Raw genomic sequence first — 22,676 nt, 5'->3', positions numbered from 1 at the left:
CAGGCGGCCCTCAGGCCGTGACGAGCTCCTGCTCCCGGTCCGGCGCCCCGGCCTCGGGCTCGCCGACGCCGGGCTCGTTCACCTTGGGCTTCCTGTTCGGCAGGGACAGCCGGAAGACCTTGCGCCAGGCGGAGAACACCTGCTTGGGCAGCGGCCCGCTGACGTACTCGAGCTCGTACTTCTCGAACAGCGCGCGCACCTTCACCGAGACCTCGGCGTACCGGTTGCTCGGCAGGTCGGGGAACAGGTGGTGCTCGATCTGGTGGGAGAGGTTGCCGGTCATGAAGTGCATGGCCTTGCTGCCGCTGATGTTCGCCGAGCCCATCATCTGGCGCAGGTACCACTGGCCGCGCGTCTCGCCCTTGATCGACCGGCGCTCGAAGACCTGCACGCCCTCGGGGAAGTGCCCGCACATGATCACCGAGTGGGACCAGAGGTTGCGGACCACGTTCGCGGTGAACGTGGCGGCGAGCGTGGTGAGGAACGACGGGCCCGAGAGCAGCGGGTGGATCACGTAGTCCTTGAGCACCTGCTTGCGGATCTTGCGGCCCACGGCCTTGGCCTGCGCGCGGAACTCCGGGTTCTTACGGCGGCGCTTGCTCAGGTTCTTGCCGAGCTCCAGGTCGTACGCGGCGATGCCGTACTCGAAGAAGCAGGCGTTGACGAAGTTCCACAGCGGCTGGCCCAGGTGGAACGGGTGCCACTTCTGGTCCTCGTCGACGCGCATGATGCCGTAGCCGAGGTCGTTGTCCTTGCCGATCACGTTGGTGTACCGGTGGTGCAGCTCGTTGTGCGAGTGCTTCCACTGGTCGGCCGGCGAGGCGTGGTCCCACTCCCAGGTGGTGGAGTGGATCTTCGGGTCGCGCATCCAGTCCCACTGGCCGTGCAGGACGTTGTGGCCGATCTCCATGTTGTCCATGATCTTCGCCACGGAGAGCCCGGCGGTGCCGAGGATCCACGCGGGCGGGAAGAACGAGAACAACAGCACGCCCCTGCTGGCCAGTTCGAGCTTGCGCTGCGCCGAGATGACCTTGCGGATGTACGCGGCGTCCTTCTCGCCGCGGTCGGCGATCACCTCGTCGCGGATCGCGTCGAGCTCGCGGCCGAGCTCCTCGATCTGCTCCGCGGTCAGATGGGCGGTGGGGTCGATGGCGGTCAAGCTGTGTTCCTACCGTTCGATGTCGCAGGGGCCCGCCGCGGCGGACACGCAGGTCTGGACGAGGACGCCCGGCTCGGCCTCGGTGATCTCGCCGGTGCGCAGGTCGCGGACGGCGCCCGCCTTGAGCGGCGTGACGCAGCCGAAGCAGATGCCCATCCGGCACCCGGACGGCATGAGCACACCGGCCTCCTCGCCGACGTCGAGGAGCGGCGTCGCGCCGTCCGCGTCGACGGTTCTGCCGGTCGTACTGAACGTGACCTCGCCGCCGTCGCCCACGGCGGCGACGCTGGGACGGAAGCGTTCGGTGTGCAGACGCTCCGGCACGCCGTGCCCGGCCCAGTGCTTCTCGGCGGCGTCGAGCAGGCCCGTGGGCCCGCACGCCCAGGTGTCGCGCTCGGCCCAGTCGGGCACGAGCGCGTCGAGACGGGCGACGTCGAGCTTGCCGTCCGTGTCGGTGTGCACCTCGATGAGCCGCAGCTTCCCGTCCGCGGCCAGGCCGTGCAGCTCGTCGCGGAAGATCACGTCCTGCGGCCGGGGCGCGCAGTGGACCAGGACGACGTCGTCGAACCCGGTGTCCCGCAGCATGCCCATCACGGGCGTGATGCCGCTGCCGGCCGTCAGGAACAGCACCTTGGCGGGCCTGGCCTGCGGCAGTACGAAGTCACCGGTCGCCTGGTCGAGCTGGATCAGCGTGCCCGGCCTCGCCCTGCGCACCAGGTGGTTGCTGACCTTGCCGTCCGGGATCGCCTTCACGGTGATCGTGACGCGGCCGTCCGCGCGGTCGGTCGGTGAGGTGAGGGAGTAGGCACGCCACAGGCGTACGCCGTCCACGTCGACCCCGACCCGTACGTACTGACCGGGGGTGTGGCCGCGCCAGCCCCGGCCCGGCCTGATCACGATCGTCGCCGCGTCGGCCGTCTCGGGGTGCACGGCCTCGATGCGGCCGCGCAGGTCGGCGCCCGCACGCAGCGGGCTGACCAGGTCGAGGTAGTCCGACGGCAGCAGCGGCGTCGTGACCATCTCCAGCAGTTTCCACGCCCTGCCGCGAAGGGCTGTACTCGTCATGGCCCCAGCTTGCTGTGCCTCAGGGCGTAAAGTCCTGACCGTAGGACGTAAATCTGGTCAGCAAAATTGTTCGCAAAGAACAAACTAGGGGCGGAAACGTGAGTCAGGCGATCCGCAGGGCCAGCGAACTGGCCTTGGATGAGACGACGGTCACAGCACTGCGGGCCACGCTGAGGACCACCGCGGACGAGGTCGTCCAGGCGATCATCGACGAGGTCCCGCCCTACGCCAACGCCCTCTCCGGCCACATGGGCGCCACCATCCGCCGAGCCGTCCGCACCGCCCTGGGGCACTATCTCGACCTCGCGAGCGGCAAGGCCGCCAGCGGCGACGCCGGTGACGCCGCCTACGAGCTGGGCCGCGGCGAGGTGCGCGACGGCCGCTCCATGGACGCCCTGCTCAGCGCCTACCGCGTCGGCGCCCGCGTGGCCTGGCGCTGCCTAGCCGCGGGCGCCGTACCCGCGGGCCTGCCCGCCGCCGACGTCGCCAAGTTCGCCGAGCTGACCTTCGCCTACATCGACGAGCTCTCCGCCGCGAGCGCCGCGGGCCACGCCGACGAACTGGCCGCCCGGGGCCGAGCCCACCAGCGCCACCTGGAACACCTGGCCCGCGACCTCCTCGCCGGGGCGAGCCCGGACGTGCTGCAGACCTCCGCCGGGCGGGCCGGCTGGCAGCCCCCGGACTCGCTGACCGCGGTCCTGCTGCCCGCCGCCCAGGCCTGGCCCGCCTACCGCACGCTCGACCCGAGCACCCTCGTCCTCGACGACCTCCCGGACGCCACCGGGGTGCTCCTCGTCCCCGACGCCGACCGGCCACGCCTCCTGCGGCAGCTGGCCGACCGCACCGCCGTCACCGGCCCCGCCCGCCCATGGACGCGCGCCTCCGCCTCGTACGCCCGTGCCGTACGCGCCCGCTCCCTCTCCGCCGACATCCGCGACACCGAGGACCACCTGCCCGAACTGGTGCTGAGCGCCGACGAGGACGCGTACGCGGACCTGCGCGCCCGCGCCCTCGCGCCCTTGCGGACCCTGCCGCCCGCGACGGCACGGCGCCTCGAGGAGACGCTGCGGGAGTGGCTGCTGCACCAGGGCAGGCGGGACGAGGTGGCGGCGGCGCTGTTCGTCCACCCCCAGACCGTCCGCTACCGGATGGCGCAGCTCCGCGACCTGTTCCCCGACCTCGCGTCGCCGGCCACCGTCCTCGAACTGACCCTGGCGCTCGGCCGCCGGGCCGGCTGACGCGTACGCCGACCGCCGTCAGGCGCGGGTGTTCACGCTCACGGGCCGGGAACCGGTCGGAGGCGTCCAGCCCTGAAGGGTCGCGGGCAGACCGACCCTCGTGTTGCAGTCGATGACCTGGAAGTGCAGATGCGCCCCGTCGGCGGCCCCGGTCGCGCCGGACCAGCCGATCACCCGGCCCTGGGGAACCTGGTCCCCGGCGTTGAAGATCGCCCGGTTGAGGTGGGCGTAGTGGGTGCACTGCCCGTTGGGGTGCCGGATGATCACCTCGATGCCGTTCTGCCAGTACGGCGACCAGTCCGACACCAGGACCGTGCCGCCCTGGGCCGCCGACACCTCGTAGTTCGCGGGCAGCCCGAAGTCCCAGGCGTACTCGTTGTACGGCCCGGTGTGCGAGTACGTGCCCTCCGGGCCCTGCGTGACGGTGTACGACTCGCCTGCGGGGTAGGGCAGTTCGTACCCGGCGTCGTCCGCCGCCGCGGACGGGGCCGTCGCGAGGCCGAGGCCCGCCACGGTCAGTGCGGCGCTCGCGGCGAGGGCCAGTCTCCGTAAGGCCGTTCCTGAAGCATGCGTCACTGTCACTGTGTCTCTCCCCGTTCGGTGCCCTGGTCGTCGGACGGCTGCCGGGCCGTGAGCGCCGCCGCGCCGGGCGTGCGGTGCGTGTGGTGCGTGCGGGGCCCGGTTGGGCATCGCTTCCCCTCAACTCGCGTATCAAACAAGGGAGTTGAGCGCTCCGAGGCGGAACGGTTCCGCCATGGGCATGGATAGCTGCACCGTCGGGCGGTCAGGTCGAGACGCGGCGGCCGAGGAACGCAGCGACGCGGTCGAGGGCCGGGGCGCGCTCGGCCGCCGGCTGTGCTGGGGCGATGGATCCGCCGACGGTGCGGGGCAGATCACCGTAGATGTCCCGGACGACCGGCAGAGCGGCGCGCGCGATGTCGGGCTCCAGGTCGCGGTCGCGGCCGAGCGCGGTCGCGAGGTCCCAGCCATGCACGAGCAGTTCGACGAGGAGCTGCTCGACCAGCCGACGGCCGGGAGCAGGGCCGAAGGACCGCTCCAGCAGGCCCGGTTGCCGAAACGCACTGCGAGCCCCGGCGGCGGCGGACTCGAAGGCAGCGACGTGGTCGCCGCCGAGGTGATCCTTGTCGTGGCCGTCGGCCGGAGGCGCGCCGAGAGCCAGGCCGCCCCAGATGATGTTCTCCCACACCAGATGGTCGAGCAGATCTCGTACGCTCCAGTCCTCGCAGGGAGTCGGCAGGCCGAACTGGTCCGGTGACGCTGCCCGCACGAGGGCGCCGACCGTGTCCTGGACACGCACGAACGCGTCCAGGACACCGCCCGGCCAGGGGTCGGTGTCGTCCGCGTAGAGGGCCTCGAGCCGGGCTTCGCGCGCACCGGGCGCGGGATTGGCACGCAGCGCGGTGGTCAGCCACCGCCCTTCCTCGGCGATCCCGGCGGGTGCGGGCCGCCCGCCGAGGACGCACAGCAGGTGCCAGAAACGCTCGACGGCGGGCTCGGCGGCCGAGGTCAGCTGCTCGTACAACCGTGTGCGTGCCTCGGCGCCGTCGGAGGTCACGGCGGGGGCGACGTTCGCGCGGCTGGGCAGCCATGCGGCGACGACGTCCGCGACGACCCGGTCGGCGGCCGGGGAGTCCGCCGCGATGCCGGCCTGCATCGCCGTACGGACACGCGCGGTCCAGACGTCGGTGAGCGCGCGCATCTCCTCTGCCACGGCGGCGTCCTGCGCCCCCTGCCCATGACGGGCCGGGTACTCCGCGATGCGCCGCACAGCGGCACGCAGCTCCCCGTCGGCGACCCGTTCACCGAGTTCCAGCCACGCTTCGACCTGCTCGTCGGTGGGATCCTCCGGCAGGTCGGCGGCGGCCGCGAGGAGCCCCGCGCGGAAATGGGGCACGTCCAGATCGCCGAGCGTGTCGGTGAGGAAGTCGTGGACCAGCGTGCGGCGTTCGTCGGGGGACATCCGGGCGTGACGGGCCATCAGCTCAAGTCCTTCGTGGGTGGTGCGACGTGTGACGGTGCGCAGGACCGCCTGATGGGTCCGCAGGCGGCGGATCCGGGCTTCCAGTGCCTCGACGTGCGCGGCCGCCACCTCGGCGAGCCCGTCCTCGCGATCCAGCGCGGCCCGGATCTCGCTCAGCCCCAACCCCAGCTCCCGCAGCGTACGGGCCAGGTGCAGCCGGGCCACGCCGGCGGCGTCGTAGCGGCGGTAGCCCCCGGCGGTCCGGCCGACCGGTGCGACGACGCCCACGTCCGACCAGTGCCTGACCACTTTCACCGGCAGCCCGGTCTGCCGCGCCACCGCCCCGATGCTCCACGTCGGCCGCGAAGCATCCGCATCGTCCCTACGCATGGGCTCCACCCTCGACTCTCCTCCCGTGGGAGAGTCAACCAGCCTGACGGTCTCCCGCAGCAAGCCCCGATCACTGCGGAAACCCCCTGAGTAGGGTGGGGATCGTGGCCGAGGGAACGGGGCGACGGCCCAAGGTGGATCCGGACAGCGGCGTCGAGGACGTGACGATGCTCATCCTGGAATGGCTCGGCGAGCAGGGCGTCGGTGCCATGATCCGGGTCGACGCGGAGCGGCTGCGCGACGGCCGCCCGGCGTGGACGTTCGCAGCCTCCGGCGGGCCCCTGGACGGCGGGATGAGGGCTGACGGGGCGTCGCCTGCCGAGTGCATGGGCAGGGCGTTGCAGGCGTTACGGGAAGCAGGGTTGGCCGTCCCCTTCTGAACGGAGTTCATTCACCCCGCCCTGTGCGGCCTCACCCGGATGGGAAGCGAACACGGCGCAACTGTCAGCGTCCTGACGGATCTGCGCTCCTCCCCTCGCCGAGGAGGCCGAGCACATGACCCTCACGCCCATCGAGGCCGTGCGAGGCACCGTCCCCCCCACCGCCACGGTTGCCGTCACCCAGGCGGTCCTCGGCGAACCCACCGACGCCGAAGCGGGCCGCGCCTCCGGCCGGGTCCAACAGGCGTGGAACGACCTCGACTTCATGGACGACCAGCCCTGGGCCGGGTGTCGGAAGTGCATCGCGCGCCTAGGGTGTCGCCATGCCGCTGAGCCGCATAGCCCTCGCGTCCGGACGTTCGATCGAGCTCACCGAGCTGCGCATGTCTTCGACCTACGCAGGGATGCTGGAGGGCTACCCGTGCAAGCCCCTCAACGACCTGAAGGTCAGCGGCTTCCGGCGGCAGGCTGAACGTGCGTTTCCCGCCACGCCGGTCCATCTGGTTCCACCCTCCCGCGAGTACCCGGACGACCGGTCCGCCGGCGCCTTCGGGCCGGTCGAGGTGCTGCCTTCCGTGGCCTGCATCGGCGCCTTCCGCTCGACGGCGATCGCCCCGGAGCTCGACCCGGCGCTGCACCGCTCCGCTCTCACCGTGGTCTGGTTCCAGACCGTCTTGAACGTCCCGTCGGGCGACGACGCCGACCTCGCGCTCCGCAGCCTTCACTGGGAGGAGCTGGCCGAGGACCTTGAGCTCTAGGGGACGTCTCCCCGATCTTCGCGGGCCCCCGACGCCTGGCACGGCTCCCCCAAGCTCTCGGCTGCGCTCGAGCAGGGAGGTGCCACTTCGACGCCGCGGGCTGATCCGGAGATCGGGAAGACGCCCCCTGGCCCGGCCCCGGGGCCGGTGAGCTCGACGGTCGAGCCAGCCTGGCCCCGGTTGATGTGCACGCGTCAGGTTCCCCGGCCCTCGTGGCACACTCCTTGCAGTGTGAAGTGCCCGCACAGGACAGGGGGATGTCGTGGGTTCACCTTCTGACGCCAGTACGTCGGGTTCCGATCCCGGCCGGTACGGCGGCCTCCAGCCGATGACCGCGGCGGACGCCGACCCGGGCGACCGCTTCCGCCCGGTCTCGGCCGAGGCATCGGCGGCCCCGACGGCCCCAGCCGCAGCCGTCGCTCAGCCGGACCAGCCCACGGACGTACGCGACCTCGACCCGGCCCCCGCATCACCGGCCCCGGCATCCACGCCCGCCCCGGCACCCGCGCCCGCCGTCGCGCCCACCTCCGCGCCAGGACCCCCCACAACCCAAAGCGGCGGAGGCGGAGGCGCCGGAGGCGGATACGGCGTCAGCACCAGCGAACTGGGCAAGATGGCCGACGAGTTGGACGAGGCCGCCAGGCTCCTGGAGAAGGCCGACAAGGGCCTGTCCGAGTCGGCGAACACGGCCCGTATGCACAGCATGCTGGCCGCCGGACGCATGCTGAGCGGGACGACGAGCGCCTGGGACGAGGAAGTCACGCGCCTGGCGAAGCAGTGCCGGTCGCTGGCCGACAAGATGCGGGCCACCCACACCACCTACACGACACAGGAACACCGCACGGCGCAGGAGTTCGACGTGATCCTCGCCGGCCTGGGCGGGGGTGCGTGATGGCGACACTGGAAGAACGCCCGAAGCCGGAGGAGCGCCCGGACAAGGATCCGCACGCGCACCCGAACGCGGTCCGCCGGGAGGACATCACCGTCTCCGAACTCGACGACGTACGCCCCCAGACCTGGGAGCGGGCGGGCGAGGAGTGGGAGGACCTGGCGGTGGCGGCCAGGAAGGCGCGTACGCACGTCGAGAACGTCCTCGACAAGCTGCCGCTCGTCTGGCAGAGCGAGGCGTCGGTGCAGGCGCGCCTGCAACTCCTCTCCCTCTACCAGGAGTTGACGATCGCCAAGCAGGAGTCGAAGGCGGCGGCGGACACGCTCACCGCCGCCAAGCACGGCTTCAAGCTCGCCTCCACCTGGCTCGACGAGGCCAAGGAGCTGGCCAAGGAGAAGCACCTCACCCTGCACGACGACGGCAGTGTCTCCGTACCCGACCGGAACTACCCGCCCAACGACCCCGACAGCCAGGGCGCGGCCCGGCTCGACGCGGAGAACGCGGAGAGCCTGCGTACGCGCGTGACGGCCGCGCTCGGCTACGCGGCCGACGTCAACGAGCACGTCGGGTACGAACTGGAGCGCGTCAAGAAGGCGGTGGAGTTCTCCGTCCTGGACGAGCGGACCCGTGAGGCCCTCAAGCAGGACACCGCGGGCGCCAAGGACCTGAACCGGGTCTTCTCCGGCCAGGGCGGCGTGCTGCTGCCGCCGCCGTTGCGGGACGAGGGCGCCGGGGACTACGACACCCGCGAGGCCACCGACGAGGACCGCGCCATCAAGAACAAGATGGGCCTCTTCGCGATGGGCTCACCCGGAGTGCTCGGCGGCCCGATCTCCGCGAAGCACATGCTCCACTACCTGTCGAACACCGGTGAGCCGCTGGACATCGACGTGGACTCGATGATGGATGACCTGCCGGACATGAACCGGAACGTCGAGGCGCAGCTGAAGGAGAACACCCCGGCCTGGGAGGCGCAGGCACTCGCCGAGTACGAGCGGACCGGGAAGCCGGTGAAGATGGTCCAGCAGACCGGCTGGCAGGGCTGGACCGCGACGAAGGACCCCGACTGGTTCCACGCCGTGGGCTCCTTCCACTACAACACGGTCGCGCAGGTGGAGGTCGTGCCCGGCCCGGACGGCGAGCCGAAGACCACGATCAAGTACCAGACGCATGTGTACGACCGTTACAACTGGGACGCGGGGAAGACGACCCCGGTACCGGCGATGGGCAACGTCTCCGACGCCGAGATGGCCAGGCTCCACCAGTCGGGCCAGGCCAAGGAGTACGACATGGGCGGCCAGAGCGAGGTCCGCACGTGGAACGGCTGAGGCGCGGCTCGTGGCAGCGGCGTGCCCTGTTCGCGTTCCTGGCGCTGTGCGTGCTGTGGATCGTGGGCGTGGCCGTGTGGTTCGTGGTCTCCCTCGTCATCCCGCCACCGCCCGAGCCCTGGGAGGACGAGGAGCGGGCAGCGGGGCTGCATCACGAGCAACTGTCGGACGACGTGGGGCGGTTCTACGTGCCGGAGTCCGCCAGGACCGAGAAGGACGGCACGGTCGTACTCCGCTACAAGCTCGGCGGAGGCATCGACTCCAACGTCTCCGACTTCCGCCGTACGTACGGCATCACCGCCGAGCGGAAGCAGACCGGCCCGAACGAGGTGACGTTCACGGACCACGCCGGCGACAGGCGGCGTACGTTCACGGTCGTGTACGGCAGTGCGCCGACCTCGCCGGACCTCTCCGAGCAGGATGAGGAGGCGGCCCGGATCACGGTCCGGGCGGTCCAGGACTAGGGAGCGTCTTGTCGATCACTGGGCGAGCCAGATGAGGGTGCTGGCGAGGGTGATGACGGCTTGGTAGCGGGCTGGGTGCTTCTCGTAGCGGGTGGCGATGCCGCGCCATTGCTTGAGGCGGTGGAAGCAGCGTTCGACGACGTTGCGCCGCCGGTAGACGGCTTTGTCGAAGCCGCAGAACTGCTCGGGCAGGTCCCTCCAGGGCACCCCGGTCCGGAACTTGCACACAATGCCCTCCAGCACCTGGCGGTGATCACGCCACCGGCCCCGAGCCCGCCCCACCGGCGGCAACAACGGCGCAATCACCGCCCACGCCGCATCAGAAATCTCCCCATCCCTCACGACCAACCCAACGATCAGATGATCGGGAAGACGCTGCCCAGCGCCCGACGGTTCGCCCCGGGGCGCAGTGCCTAGGCCTTGCGCTGCATGTCGCGGCGGGCAGGGTTGCCCTGCTCGGCCGCCTTGGGGTCCTTCTCGTCGGCCTTCGCGCGGACTCCGTCCTCGATGCGCTTGCCGATCGACTCGTCGATGTTGGACCAGTACTCGAAGGCCCGCCGCAGGACCGGTTCGGTGACGCCGTTGAGCAGATGGCCGACGACGTTGTCCACCAGACGGTCCCGTGCCGCGTCGTCCAGGACCTCGCGTACGAGGGTTCCCGGCTGCCCCCAGTCGTCGTCCTCGGCGTGGGAGACGTATGCGGCTCGGGTGATGTCGCCGTCGGCGTGCCAACTCGGCGGATTCCCGTAACGCTCGGTGTCGGCGGCGGGCCCGCCCTTGGAATTGGGGGCGTAGACCGGATCACTCGTCTTCCGGTACGCCATCGCCCCGTCCTTCGAGTACGTGTGGACGGGCACGATCGGCGCGTTGACGGGCAGCTGCTGGTAGTTGCCGCCGAGGCGGTGGCGGTGTGCGTCCGCGTACGAGAACAGGCGGGCCAGCAGCATGCGGTCCGGGCTGGGCCCGATCCCCGGCACCAGGTTGTTGGGCTGGAACGCCGCCTGCTCGATCTCGGCGTGGTTGTCGGTGGGGTTGCGGTCAAGCGTCATGCGGCCGACCGGGATGAGGGGATAGTCGCCGTGCGGCCAGACCTTGGTGAGGTCGAACGGGTTGAACCGGTAGCTCGCCGCCTCCTCGTACGGCATGACCTGCACATGCAGCGTCCACGAGGGGAAGTCCCCGTCCCGGATGTGCTCGAAGAGGTCACGTGTGTGGTAGTCCGTGTCCGCGGCGGCCATCTGGTCGGCTTCATGCTGCGTGAAGAACTCGATCCCCTGGTCCGTTTTGAAGTGATATTTCACCCAGAACCGCTCGCCGGAGGCGTTGATCCACATGTACGTGTGCGAGGTGTACCCGTTCATGTGGCGCCATGTGCGCGGGATGCCCCGGTCGCCCATCAGCCAGGTCACCTGGTGCGCGGACTCGGGAGACAGCGTCCAGAAGTCCCACTGCATGTCGTGGTCGCGAAGGTTGTTGTCGGCACGGCGCTTCTGAGAACGGATGAAGTGCTGGAACTTCATCGGGTCCTTGACGAAGAACACCGGTGTGTTGTTGCCGACCATGTCGTAGTTGCCTTCGCTGGTGTAGAACTTCACCGCGAAGCCACGCGGGTCACGCCAGGTGTCCGGGCTGCCGCGCTCCCCGGCGACCGTCGAGAACCGCACGACCAGCTCGGTGGTGGTGTTCGGCTGGAAGAGCGCAGCCTTCGTGAACCGGCTGACGTCGTGGGTGACCTCGAATCGGCCGAATGCTCCGCTGCCTTTGGCATGCGGCTGACGCTCGGGAATCCGCTCACGGTTGAATTGCGCCATCTGCTCGATCAGGTACGAGTCCTGCAGCAGGATCGGTCCGCCCGGCCCGAGAGTCAGCGAATGCTCGTCGCTCTCCACGGGCGTGCCGGCGTCGGTGGTAGTGGGTTCAGGCGTGGTCTCGCTCATGATCGAGTCCTTGCTGTGTGTGAGGGCAGGATCCTGGTCCGGAACCGCGGGCAGGCCATGGGGTCCGGGGCCTCGTCCGGAATCTGAACGGTGCCCTTGGGGCCACCGAACCGATCGTAAGGAAGGCTCTTCTCCGGCGCCTGTTGCGTTGCGCGGGTCTGCGTACGGGACGACAGGCCGGGGCGGGCGGCACCACGGCGGGCGCTGGAACCGTTGTCCGCCGTCGCGCCCTCCCCGTACCACCCCGACCTCACCCACCCCCCAGACGCCCTCCCCGGGTGACGTCCCGCGCCACGGCCACGAAGTTCGCGGTGACGGGGGAGACGCCTTGCCGCGGCACGGCCAGGGCGAGGTCGACCGGGGACGTCGTCGGGATCAGCTCGGCGAACACCGCGCCCAGCCCCGCCAGCGACCCGACCGAGCCCGGCACGATGCCGACCCCGCAGCCCGCCGCGACCAGACCGACGATCGTCTGCATCTGCACCGCCTCCTGCACCACCCTCGGCTCGAAGCCCCCGGAGCGGCGGCAGAGGGCGGTGATCCGGTCGTGCAGCCCCGCCCCCAACTGCCGGGGAAACAGCACGAACCCCTCGTCGGCCAGCGACCGCACATGCACCCGCTGCCGCCCGGCCAGCCTGTGGTCGCCGGGCAGGACGACGACCAGCGGCTCCTGCGACACCGGCACGACCGTGAACTCCGTGTCGGCGGGGCCGGGCAGCGGCGGCCGTACGAAACCGACGTCCAGCGTGCGCTCCCGCAGCCGCTCGAGCTGTGTGGCGGTGGGCATTTCGTGGAAGCGCACCACCACGTCCGGCCGGCGCGCACGGTAGGCCCGCAGCACGGCGGGCAGCAGCCGCAGCACCGCTGAGCCGACCAGCCCGACGGCCAGTTCGCCGATGTCGCCGCGCCCGGCCGACCGCGCCCGCGTCTCCGCCTGCCCGGCGAGCGCCAGCACACCCCGCGCGTCCGCGACGAACAGCTCGCCCGCGGGCGTCAGCCGCACCTGCCGCGTGTCCCGCTCGAACAGCACGACACCCAGCTCACGCTCCAGCGCCTTCACGGACTGGCTCAACGGTGGCTGAGCGATGCCCAGTTGGGCGGCGGCACGCCCGAAGTGCAGATGGTCGGCGACGGCCACCACGGCCCGTATGTGTCTCAACTCCACGCCCACAACGGTAGGCAGCGGTCATGAACTGCGGCCGCGGCAGGCGAGGCAGGGGCGGCGATATCCCGTACGTATCACTGCCGGCCGATCGAGATATGGATCCCGGGAAGCCCGCCCGCGCCCGACAGTCTGAACCCGAACGCGACGACACCGCCCGGTGCCGTCAGGAGCAGGGGAGACGGTCATGAGCGGTGCGGAGCGTACGCGGGGCGGGACGGGGAGCGCGGTGGGCGGGGCCAGTGCGGAGGGGCGGGCCGCGCCGAGCCGCCGCCGTGTGCTGCGGTTGACCGGCGCCGGTGCGGCCGCGGGCGCAGGCATCGTGGCGGGCGCGACCGGCCTGCCCACCGGCCCCGGCGGCGAACGTACGGCCGCCGCAGCCGAACGACACCGACCCGCCGCACCCGCCGTACGGCCCTCCGGCGGGGTACGGCGCGTGGTGATGTTCCACATGGACAGCCTGCACCACGAGGCACCCCGCCGCCTCGGCCTGCGCAACGTCCGACGCCTCGCCGCACGCGGCACCACGGTGCGGGACGCGCTCCTCATCGCCCCCTGGCACCCCACCGTCAGCGGCTACCTGCCGCTCTCCACCACGTCCTTCCCGAACCCGACCACGTTCGCCGGTTCCCTGTTCGTCCGCCCGTCGCACGAACAGCGCTACCTCCAGCACGGCTTCGCCGGGTTCACCGCCCACATCGCCAACAGCCGCGCCTACCGCTCCCTCGACCCCGGATTCGACTTCACCCGCCTCGACGGCGACGACACCGACGAGGACAACGTCCGCCTCGCCCTGCGCCTCCTGCGCGAACACTCCGACCTGACGTTCATGCGGCTGGTGCTCCAGGACACCAACGACGTCAGCCAACAGGTCGCGAACGCCCCCGCCTCCGAGCCCTGGGCCCGCGACATCTACGCCCACGGATCCCCGTACCCGGCGGTCGTACGCCGAGCCGACGCGCTCCTCGGCACCTTCCTCGACGGACTCGGACAGCTCGGCATGCTCGACGACACCCTCCTCGTCCTGCTCGCCGACGGCCAGTCCCGCCTGGGCTGGCACCCCGTACAGGCCGAGGACTCCTGGCGCACCCCACTCGTCTTCGCCGGCCCCGAAGTCGCGAAGGGCGCCACCATCCCGTACGCGGAGAACATCGACATCGCACCGACCGTGGCCGCCCTCGCCGGCGTCCCGGCCCCCAGCGACGACGGCGCAACGGGCCGCGTCCTGACCGAGCTGCGCACCGGCCGCCACGCAACCGCCCCACGCCGGGTGCCCCGCCGTATCGAGCGCCTCAACCGGCAGATCGCCGAACACCTCCGCCTGGAGGGCTGGTTGCGCGCCCACGCACGCGAATTCCCGTACCTGGACGTCCAGTTGATGCGCGCCGCCAACGCCGCCCTGTCCGAGGCCCAGTTCTGGAGCCTCGACCGCATCGACGAGTGGCCGCAGGCCGAATCGCTCGACCGGATGCTCACGGACAACGACACGGCCCTCGACTTCCTGCGCCGAGCCCTGCGCGACTCGGGAGCGCCTGCCCTGCGGTGACCATGCGGCCGAGGGGCGGGAGGTCAGTGGGGGAAGGAGAAGTAGAGCGTCTCGCTGTAGAAGGACGCGAAGTGCTTCTGCCAGTCCGCCCGGACCGAGGCCAGCCAGGCGTCGTTCCGGCCGGCGATCGCCGCCTCGGCGTGGGCGACGGCGCCGGGGATGCCCTCGGACACGAGGCCCCGCACACTCGCCACCGGATCGTCGTCCGTCATCGAGACGATCTCCCCGGCCTCGAGGACGAAGTGCTTCGCCTGCTGCTTCTCGAGGTGCGCCGTGGTCCTGGCGACGCAGTCGGCGAATTCGGCGTCGTCCTCCAAGCCCTTCCCGACCGCCCGAAGCAGGTCGCGGAGCAGGGCCGCCCCCTCCGCGTAGTCCGCGGCGACGCCGACCGGAGCGCTCCAGATCATGGACGGCACCACCGATGTGCCGTGCCCCGCCAGGAGTTTGTGCGCGAGCGGGATCTCCCAGTTGTGCTCCGATATGCATCGGATCCGCTGGGGCGTCTCCGCCTCGGTCGGCGTCGTGTCTGCGGAGTAGAGGTACGAACGGTTGGCCATGCCGGCGACGCTAACACCGGCCACCGACAACGCCGGAGCAGGTGGGTCAGGCCTCGGGGAGCTCGATGCTGAACGACGAGGCGGCCCTGGTCGAGGCGCCGGCGCAGCCTCACCTGCGCCGGGGTCTTGCCGTGCGCGGCGGCGATCGCGCCGCTCGCCGGGTCGTCACGGGTGCTGCGGCGCGCTCGGGCCCGCGAGGCGGCTCGGCTTCGCCCGGACGTGACCGGAACCGACCTGATCCTGCTGCACACGTCGGGTGGATCGCGTCGACCGAAGCGGACGAGGCGTTGCAGGCTCTCGGGGGCGCCGGGGGCCTCCCGCCTCCCGCCTCCCGCCTCAAGGCGCCGGTCAGCTCCCCGTGGTCGTCGCCGGTTCGGAGATCGTGTCGAGGAGTGCGGGCAGGAAGGTGACGGCCAGCTGCTCGGGGGCGAGTTGGTCGGGTTCGACGAGGCTCTGGGCGAGGGAGCCCTCGTGGACGGCCCCGGTGAGGCGGGCCAGCAGGTCCAGGTCGACGGTGGGGCGGCGGCCGAGGCGGTCGAAGAGACGGGCGAGCAGGCCGGTGATCTCCTCGCGCAGGCGGCGGTCGTGGTCGGCGAGGGCGCGGGCCGTCTCGGGGTGCCGGATCGCGTGCAGCGTGAACTCGGTGGACAGCAGGTACCAGCGGCGCTCGGTCTCGTCGACGGCGCCCATGCGCGCGAGGACCGTCCGTACCGGGTCGTCGGCCGCGTCGAGTTCGTCGACGGCCTCGGCCAGGCGGTCGACGACGCGTTGCGCGTGCAGGTCGAACAGGGCGAAGAACAGGTCTTCCTTGGCGCGGAAGTTGGAGTAGAACGCCCCGCGTGTGAGGCCCGCGCGCTCGCAGATCACTTCGATCGAGGAGCCGTGGAAACCGCGCTCGGCGAACGTCTCCTGTGCAGCTTCCAGCAGGCGCGCGGTGGTCTGCGGTCGGCGCTTGGTGGGTCCCTTCGGCACGTCCGTTCCTTCCTGGCCATTGACACCCCGGCGTGACCCGCCTCACGATACAACACCGTATCCGATACAGATCTGTATCCGATACGAATGCGTATCACGCACGGCCCGAGACCACCGCACTCAACGAAGAGGCCACCCATGACTCCGACGCCCGCCGGGACGCCCACGCCCACCACTCCCGCCGCGACCGCCCCGCCCACCGCACCCCAGCACCCCGGCATCGGCCCCGTACCGCCCGGCTTCCAGGCGATGCTCCCGCCCGAGTTCGACTCCGTGGAGCAGGAACGGCTGCACCGCAAGCAGGAACTGGCCGCCGCCTTCCGGCTGTTCGGGAAGTTCGGGTTCTCCGAGGGCGTCGCCGGCCACATCACGGCGCGGGACCCGGAGAACCCCGAGTGGTTCTGGGTCAACCCCTTCGGCATGAGCTTCGGCCGGATCCGGGTCTCCGACCTCGTACTCGTCGACCACGCCGGCAACGTCGTCGAGGGCCGGCACCCCGTCAATCGCGCCGCGTTCTGCATCCACTCCGAGGTGCACAAGGCCCGCCCCGACGCGATCGCCGCCGCCCACGCCCACTCCGTGCACGGCAAGGCCTTCTCGTCGCTGCGCCGCCGCCTCGACCCGCTCACCCAGGACGCCTGCGCGTTCTTCGAGGACCACGGGCTCTACGAGGACTTCCGCGGCGTCGTCAACGACACGGAGGAAGGCCGCCGCATCGGCGAGGCGCTCGGCCCGTACAAGGCCGTCATCCTCGCCAACCACGGCCTGCTGACGGTCGGTCAGAGCGTCGCCGAAGCGGCCTGGTGGTTCATCACCATGGAACGCTCCTGCCAGGCACAACTCCTCGCCATGGCGGCCGGCACCCCCCACCTCATCGACCGGGACACCGCACTCCAGGTGCGCGAGCAGACCGGCAGCCCCCTGTCGGGCTGGTTCCAACTCCGGCCGCTGTGGGAGCAGATCACCGAGGACCAGCCGGACCTCTTCGACTGACCGACGGAGCAGGGACCGCAGAGCCCGCGGCCCACCGCGGCCATCTCAGAGAGGACCACCGTGCCCTTCCTCCGTACCCCCTCCGCCCCACCCCGGCCCGCGATGAGCAAACCGGTCAGGGCCACCGTCGTCCTGCTCTTCGCGGCCTGGTTCGTCGACTACGTGGACCGGATCGCCATCGCCGTGATCCTCCCGACCATCGGTGACGAGTTCCACCTCGACCGCGGGCAACAGGGCCTGGTCGTCTCCGTGTTCTTCGTCGCCTACGCCCTCTGCCAGATACCCGGCGGCATGCTCGCCGACCGCTTCGGCGCCAAGCGGGTCACCTGTTGGGCCCTGCTGGCCTGGTCTCTGTTCACCGCACTCACCGGCCTCGCCTGGTCCTTCACCGCCCTCCTTGTGGTCCGCTTCGCCTTCGGAGCCGCCGAGGGCATCTTCCCCTCGGCCTCCATGAAAGCCGTGGTCGAGCGGACGTCGCCGGCGGAACGGATGGGCGCACAAGGGCTGATCATGAGCTCCAACGCCCTCGCCTCCGTCGCCGCGCCCCTCGTCGTCCCGCCGCTCGCCGCGCTCGTCGGCTGGCGCTGGGCCTTCGTCCTGGCCGCCGGTCTCGGCGTGCTCGTCTACGTGGCCGTACGACTCCGGCTGCCCGCCCCGCGCGAGCAGACCGAGGCGGAGGGACACGGCGCGAGCAACGTTCCGCTGCGGGAGGTCCTGCGTATCGGCGTGCTGTGGCGCTTCTCCCTGATGCTCTTCGGATACGCCGCCCTCATGTGGGGCCTGAGCACCTGGATCCCTTCCTACCTCGCCACCGAACGCGGGCTCTCCCTCACCTCCGCCGGCGCCCTCGTCGCCGTCCCCGCCCTCGCTTCCGCGCTGGGCACGCTCCTCGGCGGGCGGCTGTCCGACCGACTCGAGGGCCACCACCGCAAGGTCGTCGTGCATGCCATGTCGGTGGCGGCGCCGGCCCTGTGCTTCATGGCCCTCTCCCCGAGCCTGGCCGGCGCCGTCGCCTGCGGAACGATCGCCGTCCTCGCCGCCTCCCTCTGCTACATGCCGATCTTCGCCGTACCGCTGCGCAGCCTCGCCCCCGAACTCGTCGGCGTCGGCAGCGCCGTCATCGTGTTCGGCGGGCAGCTCGCCGGGATGGTCGTACCGCCGCTCCTGGGCGCGATCGCTGACGCCTTCTCCTTCGAAGTGGCCTTCGCCGCCCTCGCCGCAGGCCCGGCCGTCACAGCCGTACTGGCCCTGCTGACACCGCAGGACACCGCTTCCTTCACCGCCGCCGTCCGCCGGAGCACACCTCACACCGGCGCCCACGCCCCCTCCCAGAAGGAGTCGTCATGACGACCGCCCTCCATGCCGGCCTCGACCGTCGCCTGCCCGCCCTGCTCGACCTCTACCGCGACCTGCACGCCCACCCCGAACTGTCGCACCAGGAGTTCCGGACGGCCCGGATCGTCGCCGCCCAACTGCGGGAACAGGGCTGGACGGTGACCGAAGGCGTCGGCGGCACCGGAGTGGTCGGCGTCCTCACCACCGGCCCGGGCCCCGTTGTCCTGCTGCGGGCCGACATGGACGCACTGCCCGTACGAGAGGGGACCGGTCTGCCTTACGCCTCGCAGCGCACCGCCACCGACGCGGCCGGCCGCGAGGTCCCCGTGATGCACGCCTGCGGCCACGACGTACACGTGGCCTGCCTGCTCGGCGCGACCGCCCAGCTGGCCGCCCACCAGCACGCCTGGCACGGCACGGTCCTCGCCGTCTTCCAACCGGCGGAGGAGGTCTGCGGCGCCCCGGCGATGGTCGCCGACGGGTTCGCCGAACGCTTCCCCCGCCCCGACATCTGCCTCGCCCAGCACGTGGCACCGGCCCCCGCGGGCCTCGTCGCCACCCGACCGGGCACCTTCATGGGCGCCTCGGACAGCCTCGCCGTACGCCTGCACGGACGCGGCGGACACGGGTCGACCCCGCAGGCCACGGTGGACCCGGTGGTGATGGCCGCCGCGACCGTCATGCGCCTGCAGACGGTCGTCGCCCGCGAAGTGGCGGCGGACCGCACGGCCGTGGTCACCGTCGGATCGCTGCACGCCGGCACCCGGGAGAACGTCATCCCCGACACCGCCGACCTCACCGTCAACCTCCGCTCCGCCACCCCAGGTACGCGCGCGCACCTGCTCGACGCGGTCGAGCGGATCGTCCGTGCTGAGGCGGCCGCTTCGGCGGCACCGAAGGACCCGGAGATCAGCGTCATCACCGCCTTCCCCATGACCGTGAACGACGCCGAGGCCACCGCCGTCGTCCAGGACGCCTTCCGCTCGGCCCTCGGCCCGGACCGCGTCATCGACCTCGACCAACCCCTCACCGGCAGCGAGGACTTCGGCGCCTTCGGCACAGCACTCGACGCGCCCACCGTGTACTGGACGTTCGGCGGACTCGACCCGGCCGCGTTCACCGGCGCCGACCTCCTCACCGAAGGGATCCCACCCCAGATCCCCCACAACCACTCCCCGTTGTTCGCACCGGTGCCCGAGCCGACCATCGAACTGGGCGTGCAGTACCTCCTGACAGCGGCCACACCATGGCTGACCCACCCGGCCGACGGATCGGCGGGCACGGAAGCGCCCCACTGACACACCCCCATGGCGCGCACGGCCCCCCAACTCGCCACCGGAGGGACGCCCCTGACTGTGCCCAACCCTCCAACCCTCAACAGCCGTACGCCGCCTACCTCGCCGGAGGAGGCGGCGACGAGACTGAGCCCCGACTCCGACTGCTTCGCCGCGCAGTCAGTTCACCGTCGCGCGACGGCGAGCCTCGCGGAGGACACGGTCGGCGCTTTCCTCGGGGGTGAGGGCGGCGGTGTCGAACCACCAGCCGGCATCGCCGAGTTCGCGCTTCATGGCGGCGTCGAGCTCTTCATAGCCGTCGAAGTCGAACCGTTCTCGTGGATCCCGGAGAGTGTTGCGGTACCGGCATGCCTCGACACCCGGTGCGAGAACGACGAACAGCACATTCCTGGCCGGGAGGAGCGAGACGAAGAAGTCCAACTGCTTCCGGTCGGGGACCACCCAGTCGATCACGGGCACGAAGCCGGCGTCGGCGAAGTTGTTCGCCAGCGTGCACAGATTGCGGTTGCACAACTCCACCTGCCGCGCTGCCTCGTCGGCCGGTTCACCAAGGGCCCCGACACGGCCGCTGACGACCAGCCTGCTGATGAAGTCCCCGTCGAGCCGGGCGGAGCGCGGCAGCCGCTCGGCCACGAGCCTGGTCACCGTCGACTTCCCGGCTCCGGGCATCCCCGTCACGATCAGGCAGTCCGACGTCCCAGCAGCGATCACCTGAAATCGTGCCAGCGCACCTGACAGCCGACAACCGCATTTGCAACGGTCACCGGCCCGCGCCGCGCGCCGCGCAAGCGAGTACGCCCCAAGGGCCAGTTGTAGGTCCACCGCCCAGCAGTCGAGACGAAGACCCGGCGCTATGGCCGTGGCTCGTCGAGGTACTGGTCGGCCCACGCGCTGATGATGTGCGCGGCTCGCTGTGCCTGGCCTCGTGCGGTCAGCAGGTGGTCCGCCCCTTCGAGCGAGATGAAGCTGCGCGGATGCCGGGCCTCCTGGAAGATCTCTGCGGCGTTGGAGATGTCGACGGTGGCATCGGTGGGGGAGTGCGCGACGAGGAGCGGAAGGTTCAACTCACCGATCCGGTCGCGCAGATGTGCCTTGCGGACGTCCTCGACGAAGGCGCGCTTGAGGACGAGCGTGCGCCCGCCGACGAACCACTGGTGGGAGCCGTCGCTGAGTACGCGGTCCAGGACCGAGTCGTACTGCCGCTCGACGTGGCTGGGGTCGACGGGCGCGGCGATCGTGGCCAGCGCACGCAGGCCGGGGATCTCGCGGGCGGCGGCGAGTGCAGCGGCGCCTCCCCAGGAGTGCCCGACCAGGAGGTCCACGGGGGTTCCACGCTCGGCCATGAAGGCCGCGGCGCGGATGGTGTCCTGGACCTTGATGGTGAAGGACCCGTCTCCCCAGTCGCCGTCGGAGTCGCCGATGCCGAGGTTGTCGAAGCGGAGCGTGCCGATGCCTTCACGGGCCAGCTGCTTGCTGACACGGGAGGCGGCCGGCGAGTCCTTGCCGAGGGTGAAGCCGTGCGCGAAGAGCCCCCAACCTCGTACCTCGCCCTCCGGCAGGTCGATGACTCCGGCCAGTTCGGGGCCGACGACGCTGGGGAATCTCACTGTTTCTTTCATCTGTGGTGCTCACCTAGGCAGGAACTGATCGGGGACGGAGGCGACGGTGACACCGGCCGGTGCCACCATGGGCCGACGAGCAGCATGCCACGCGCGGACACGGCGGGTTGCTCGCCAAGCGGCAGCGACGGGGCCCGCGCCGAGTGGACTCGGAGCGGCCCCTCAGGGCGGAACGGAGAGGCTAGCGAGGTGTCGCGAGTACGTCCTGGAGTACGTTCGCGAGCGTGACGCGGGCCAGTTCGTGCCGCACGGTCTGCTCGATGCCCTCGTAGATGCCCTGCATGGCCGGCTGGATGCCGTGGCCCACCACGCATCCCTGGTTCGGGGTGGTGCGGTGCATGGCGAACAGCGGGCCGGGTTCCACTGCCTCGTACACGTCGAGCAGGGTCATCGACTCCAGCTCGCGTGCCAGCGACCAGCCCGCGCCCACGCCCCGCCGGGACTCCACGAGTCCGGCTTTGCGCAGCTCGCCGAGGAGCCGTCTGATCACGACGGGGTTGGTGTTCGCGCTGTTCGCGATCTGCTCGGAGGTGGCGACCTCATGGCCCTGGCGCTGGTAGAGGCCGATCCAGGCCAGCGCATGGGCGGCGATGGTCAACCTGCTGTTGGCGCTCATGGGCTCCTCCTCTCGGCCGTGACGCTTCATGTTACAGCAGTCGTAACAGCGAAGGTTGCAACAACCTGTCGTAACAATTAGCGTTGCGACAGCCGGAAAGGATCCATCAACGAGGTGAGAAGAATGAGCAAGCCACTCACGGGCAAGGTCGCTTTGGTCACCGGGGGATCGCGCGGACTGGGAGCCGCGACCGTACGACTGCTGGCCGAGCAGGGCGCCGACGTCGCCTTCACCTACGTCAGCTCCGAGAAGCAGGCGCAGGCCGTCGTCGACGAGGTGCACGGCAAGGGAGCCAAGGCCGTCGCCTTCAAGTCCGACCAGGCGGAGACGAGCCGGGCGCCGGAGCTGATCGACGACGTGGTCGCGCACTTCGGCGGCCTGGACATCCTCGTCAACAACGCGGCCATCTCGGTGGAACAGGGCCGTACGGTGGACGACCCGGACGCCGACACCGCCGCACTGGACCGGATGCACGCCACCAACTACCTCGGCGTGATCGCCGTCATCCGGGCCGCCTCCCGAGTGCTGCGCACGGGCGGCCGCATCATCACGGTGAGCTCCGGCCTCGGCTCCCGGGTCGGCGTCCCGGGCGTTGCCGACTACTCGGCGACCAAGTCAGGCATCGAGAGGTACACCATGGGAGTCGCACGAGACCTCGGCCCCCGCGACATCACCGCCAACGTCGTGGAAGCAGGGCTGATGGACAGCGGCATGCAACCGCCGGACCCCGACACCCTCAAGGCCCTCCTCAGCTCACTGTCCCTGCAACGCATGGGCCACCCCGACGAGATCGCCGCAGCGATCGCCTTCCTGGCGAGCCCCGCCGCGTCGTACGTCACGGGCGCGGTGCTGGACGCCCACGGCGGCTACAACGCCTGAACCCGAACCGCCGCCAGCCCGCGACGGGACGCCCGGCGACCAGGCCGCGACCCCGGCCCGCCGTCGCCGCCCCAAAACACCCTGCTGGACGAGGCGTTGAGCCTGGGGCGGCG

General features: G+C 71.0%; 23 protein-coding genes. 11 read left to right on the top strand and 12 right to left on the bottom strand.

The genetic code is table 11. The annotated features are described in order from the left end of the window. Positions 1-10: 10 nt before the first annotated feature. Together ACIDOF_RS09970 and ACIDOF_RS09965 are read right to left on the bottom strand one after the other, a co-directional pair. Positions 11-1,159: a fatty acid desaturase family protein gene (locus tag ACIDOF_RS09970; protein WP_409005402.1), complete on the bottom strand. Its 1,149-nt coding sequence runs from the start codon at positions 1,157-1,159 to the stop codon at positions 11-13. A gap of 9 nt (positions 1,160-1,168) precedes the next feature. Continuing rightward, a complete protein-coding gene (locus ACIDOF_RS09965; protein WP_409005401.1) occupies positions 1,169-2,224 on the bottom strand; it encodes a ferredoxin reductase in 1,056 nt (351 codons plus the stop codon). A gap of 98 nt (positions 2,225-2,322) precedes the next feature. On the opposite strand from ACIDOF_RS09965, the gene ACIDOF_RS09960 reads away from it, so the two are divergent. Continuing rightward, on the top strand, positions 2,323-3,462 hold the full coding sequence (locus ACIDOF_RS09960; RefSeq protein ID WP_409005400.1) for a PucR family transcriptional regulator: 1,140 nt from the start codon (positions 2,323-2,325) through the stop codon (positions 3,460-3,462). An 18-nt stretch (positions 3,463-3,480) separates the two neighbouring features. Here the strand turns inward: ACIDOF_RS09960 and ACIDOF_RS09955 are convergent, their stop codons facing one another. Next, the gene (locus ACIDOF_RS09955) at positions 3,481-4,044 is read right to left on the bottom strand and encodes a M23 family metallopeptidase (RefSeq protein WP_409005399.1); all 564 of its coding nucleotides are present in this window, start codon (positions 4,042-4,044) and stop codon (positions 3,481-3,483) included. A 202-nt stretch (positions 4,045-4,246) separates the two neighbouring features. Further along, the gene (locus ACIDOF_RS09950; RefSeq protein WP_409005398.1) at positions 4,247-5,833 is read right to left on the bottom strand and encodes a TIGR03086 family metal-binding protein; all 1,587 of its coding nucleotides are present in this window, start codon (positions 5,831-5,833) and stop codon (positions 4,247-4,249) included. 104 nt (positions 5,834-5,937) lie between these two features. On the opposite strand from ACIDOF_RS09950, the gene ACIDOF_RS09945 reads away from it, so the two are divergent. The 5 genes from ACIDOF_RS09945 (at position 5,938) to ACIDOF_RS09925 (ending at position 9,652) form a co-directional block, all read left to right on the top strand. Next, positions 5,938-6,213, top strand: a complete 276-nt coding sequence (locus ACIDOF_RS09945) for a hypothetical protein (protein WP_409005397.1) — start codon at positions 5,938-5,940, stop codon at positions 6,211-6,213. Between the two features lie 323 nt (positions 6,214-6,536). After that, the gene (locus tag ACIDOF_RS09940) at positions 6,537-6,971 is read left to right on the top strand and encodes a hypothetical protein (RefSeq protein ID WP_409005396.1); all 435 of its coding nucleotides are present in this window, start codon (positions 6,537-6,539) and stop codon (positions 6,969-6,971) included. Positions 6,972-7,233: 262 nt separating this feature from the next. Then, complete coding sequence (locus ACIDOF_RS09935; RefSeq protein WP_409005395.1) at positions 7,234-7,863, top strand: hypothetical protein; 630 nt, start codon at positions 7,234-7,236, stop codon at positions 7,861-7,863. Continuing rightward, positions 7,863-9,188, top strand: coding sequence for a hypothetical protein (locus ACIDOF_RS09930; protein ID WP_409005394.1), 1,326 nt, complete (start codon positions 7,863-7,865; stop codon positions 9,186-9,188). The genes ACIDOF_RS09935 and ACIDOF_RS09930 overlap by 1 nt, the downstream gene beginning before the upstream one ends. Further along, positions 9,176-9,652: a hypothetical protein gene (locus ACIDOF_RS09925; RefSeq protein ID WP_409005393.1), complete on the top strand. Its 477-nt coding sequence runs from the start codon at positions 9,176-9,178 to the stop codon at positions 9,650-9,652. The genes ACIDOF_RS09930 and ACIDOF_RS09925 overlap by 13 nt, the downstream gene beginning before the upstream one ends. Positions 9,653-9,667: 15 nt before the next feature. Here ACIDOF_RS09925 and ACIDOF_RS09920 read toward each other — a convergent pair whose 3' ends face one another. From ACIDOF_RS09920 to ACIDOF_RS09910, 3 genes are all read right to left on the bottom strand, one after another. Next, positions 9,668-9,994 (bottom strand): transposase, encoded by a 327-nt coding sequence (locus tag ACIDOF_RS09920; protein ID WP_409005392.1) that lies wholly within the window; start codon positions 9,992-9,994, stop codon positions 9,668-9,670. Between the two features lie 71 nt (positions 9,995-10,065). Continuing rightward, positions 10,066-11,589 (bottom strand): catalase, encoded by a 1,524-nt coding sequence (locus ACIDOF_RS09915; protein ID WP_409005391.1) that lies wholly within the window; start codon positions 11,587-11,589, stop codon positions 10,066-10,068. A 250-nt stretch (positions 11,590-11,839) separates the two neighbouring features. Continuing rightward, complete coding sequence (locus ACIDOF_RS09910) at positions 11,840-12,754, bottom strand: LysR family transcriptional regulator (protein ID WP_409005390.1); 915 nt, start codon at positions 12,752-12,754, stop codon at positions 11,840-11,842. A gap of 184 nt (positions 12,755-12,938) precedes the next feature. Here ACIDOF_RS09910 and ACIDOF_RS09905 point away from each other — a divergent pair, with 184 nt between their 5' ends. Beyond that, on the top strand, positions 12,939-14,297 hold the full coding sequence (locus tag ACIDOF_RS09905) for a sulfatase-like hydrolase/transferase (protein ID WP_409005389.1): 1,359 nt from the start codon (positions 12,939-12,941) through the stop codon (positions 14,295-14,297). Positions 14,298-14,320: 23 nt separating this feature from the next. Here the strand turns inward: ACIDOF_RS09905 and ACIDOF_RS09900 are convergent, their stop codons facing one another. Together ACIDOF_RS09900 and ACIDOF_RS09895 are read right to left on the bottom strand one after the other, a co-directional pair. Further along, positions 14,321-14,854, bottom strand: a complete 534-nt coding sequence (locus ACIDOF_RS09900; RefSeq protein ID WP_409005388.1) for a hypothetical protein — start codon at positions 14,852-14,854, stop codon at positions 14,321-14,323. Positions 14,855-15,202: 348 nt separating this feature from the next. Further along, the gene (locus ACIDOF_RS09895; protein ID WP_409005387.1) at positions 15,203-15,826 is read right to left on the bottom strand and encodes a TetR/AcrR family transcriptional regulator; all 624 of its coding nucleotides are present in this window, start codon (positions 15,824-15,826) and stop codon (positions 15,203-15,205) included. Positions 15,827-15,964: 138 nt separating this feature from the next. Between ACIDOF_RS09895 and ACIDOF_RS09890 the strand changes: the two genes are divergently transcribed. The 3 genes from ACIDOF_RS09890 to ACIDOF_RS09880 all read left to right on the top strand — a co-directional run bounded on the left by ACIDOF_RS09890 (position 15,965) and on the right by ACIDOF_RS09880 (position 19,452). Beyond that, a complete protein-coding gene (locus tag ACIDOF_RS09890) occupies positions 15,965-16,819 on the top strand; it encodes a class II aldolase/adducin family protein (protein WP_409005386.1) in 855 nt (284 codons plus the stop codon). Between the two features lie 102 nt (positions 16,820-16,921). Then, positions 16,922-18,166, top strand: coding sequence for an MFS transporter (locus ACIDOF_RS09885; protein WP_409005385.1), 1,245 nt, complete (start codon positions 16,922-16,924; stop codon positions 18,164-18,166). Beyond that, a complete protein-coding gene (locus ACIDOF_RS09880; protein WP_409005384.1) occupies positions 18,163-19,452 on the top strand; it encodes an amidohydrolase in 1,290 nt (429 codons plus the stop codon). The genes ACIDOF_RS09885 and ACIDOF_RS09880 overlap by 4 nt, the downstream gene beginning before the upstream one ends. A 156-nt stretch (positions 19,453-19,608) precedes the next feature. Here ACIDOF_RS09880 and ACIDOF_RS09875 read toward each other — a convergent pair whose 3' ends face one another. From ACIDOF_RS09875 to ACIDOF_RS09865, 3 genes are all read right to left on the bottom strand, one after another. Next, the gene (locus ACIDOF_RS09875) at positions 19,609-20,271 is read right to left on the bottom strand and encodes an AAA family ATPase (protein ID WP_409005383.1); all 663 of its coding nucleotides are present in this window, start codon (positions 20,269-20,271) and stop codon (positions 19,609-19,611) included. Between the two features lie 29 nt (positions 20,272-20,300). After that, positions 20,301-21,056 carry an alpha/beta hydrolase family protein gene (locus ACIDOF_RS09870; RefSeq protein WP_409005382.1) on the bottom strand — a complete coding sequence of 252 codons (756 nt, stop codon included), beginning with the start codon at positions 21,054-21,056 and terminating at the stop codon, positions 20,301-20,303. A gap of 193 nt (positions 21,057-21,249) precedes the next feature. Continuing rightward, positions 21,250-21,684 carry an Rrf2 family transcriptional regulator gene (locus tag ACIDOF_RS09865; protein ID WP_409005381.1) on the bottom strand — a complete coding sequence of 145 codons (435 nt, stop codon included), beginning with the start codon at positions 21,682-21,684 and terminating at the stop codon, positions 21,250-21,252. 123 nt (positions 21,685-21,807) lie between these two features. Between ACIDOF_RS09865 and ACIDOF_RS09860 the strand changes: the two genes are divergently transcribed. Next, positions 21,808-22,563, top strand: coding sequence for an SDR family NAD(P)-dependent oxidoreductase (locus ACIDOF_RS09860; RefSeq protein WP_409005380.1), 756 nt, complete (start codon positions 21,808-21,810; stop codon positions 22,561-22,563). Positions 22,564-22,676 lie beyond the last annotated feature (113 nt).

It is taken from the genome of Streptomyces sp. Da 82-17, from assembly GCF_046098215.1.
GTDB lineage: Bacteria > Actinomycetota > Actinomycetes > Streptomycetales > Streptomycetaceae > Streptomyces.
Note: the sequence above shows the minus strand (reverse complement) of the source record. Positions and strands in the feature narration are given on the sequence as shown.